The 1327-nt window shown below is 59.8% G+C and carries 1 protein-coding gene and 1 pseudogene; both read left to right on the forward strand.

Annotation, left to right across the window (positions count from 1 at the left end):
• Window positions 1-616 (forward strand): annotated as a pseudogene (locus A3754_RS26950) (DNA polymerase III subunit epsilon); the annotation flags it as partial.
• Window positions 617-660: 44 nt separating this feature from the next.
• Window positions 661-1327: SDR family NAD(P)-dependent oxidoreductase (locus tag A3754_RS01530; RefSeq protein WP_063518674.1), on the forward strand; the 667-nt coding region annotated here is incomplete at its 3' end.

Raw genomic sequence — 1327 nt, forward strand, 5'->3', positions numbered from 1 at the left:
CGCCGGAGAGCTGGGCGCCCTGCTGCTGGAAAACCGCGAAATCAAACAGCGCCAGCCAATCTTCAACCGTCGCCAGCGACGCTATAAACAGCTGCACACCTGGATACTGAACACCTCTGACACGGCTTTTCTGGCACCGGTACTGCATCGCCCGGCCAGGGAATCGCTGTGGAACCAGGATAGCTATGGCCTTTACCGCAGCCCCCGACAGGCCCGCCTGGCCCTGGAACACTGGATCAAACAATATCGCCTTTGCCCAAAGGTCTGCGGACTGGAAAGCGGCAGCGGGCCATGCTTTTCGTTTCAATTGAATCGCTGCCAAGGTGCCTGTTGCGGCAAGGAAAGCCCTGGCAGCCACAACCGTCGACTCAGGCAGGCCTTACATGAACACCAAATCCAGGCCTGGCCCTATAACGGCACGCTAGTGATTCGCGAATGCGGGGCAACGGAAGACGACTACCACCTGGTGCATCAGTGGTGTCATCTGGCGACGTTTAACCATGCCCCCGGCGAGGAAGATCTGCACCCCCCGCATGACGTCTGCTTTGATCTGGACAGCTATCGCATGCTCCTGCATTTTCTCAACCGGGGGATCGAGCATTTCGTTATGCCGTAAACCGTCTTCACGGCCTGTTATCCCCGTCCGTACATACTGGTCCCATGACAACGCCCAACACTTCGTCACCGATCCGCCTGATCACCGGCGCCAGTTCCGGCATTGGCCTGGCCCTGACCCGGCATTGGCTAAACCGTGACACTCCCGTGATTGCCGTATCCCGGCGAGCTTCGTCCTGCCCAGCCCTGCTGCATCTGCAGAAACAGGGAATGCCGCTACACTGTATTGATACGGACCTGACCGACGAAACCCAATTGGACGCTCTGGCCCGGAAAATCCGGCAACTGGACCTGGCCCCGGAGCAGATCATCAACAGCGCCGGCTGGCTTCACGACAACGACACCGCACTCAGACCGGAGAAGCGGCTGGAGGATGTCACCCTCCAAGGCCTGCAGCAAAGCTTTGCACTCAATGCCTTTGTGCCCGTGCTGCTGGCCCGGCACCTGATCCCCGTTATGCCGCAGGACCGCCACACCGTGTTTGCCAGCCTGTCTGCACGGGTGGGCAGCATTACCGACAATCATCTGGGCGGCTGGTACAGCTACCGCTCCAGCAAGGCAGCCCAGAACCAGCTGCTGCGTACCCTGGCCATTGAAACCCGGCGCCGCTATCCGAACCTGTGTGTCATAGCGCTGCATCCGGGCACCACCGATACCCCCCTGTCAGAACCCTTCCAGCGCAATGTGCCGACGCACAAACTGTTTTCACCAC

The organism is Alcanivorax sp. HI0083, assembly GCF_001635175.1.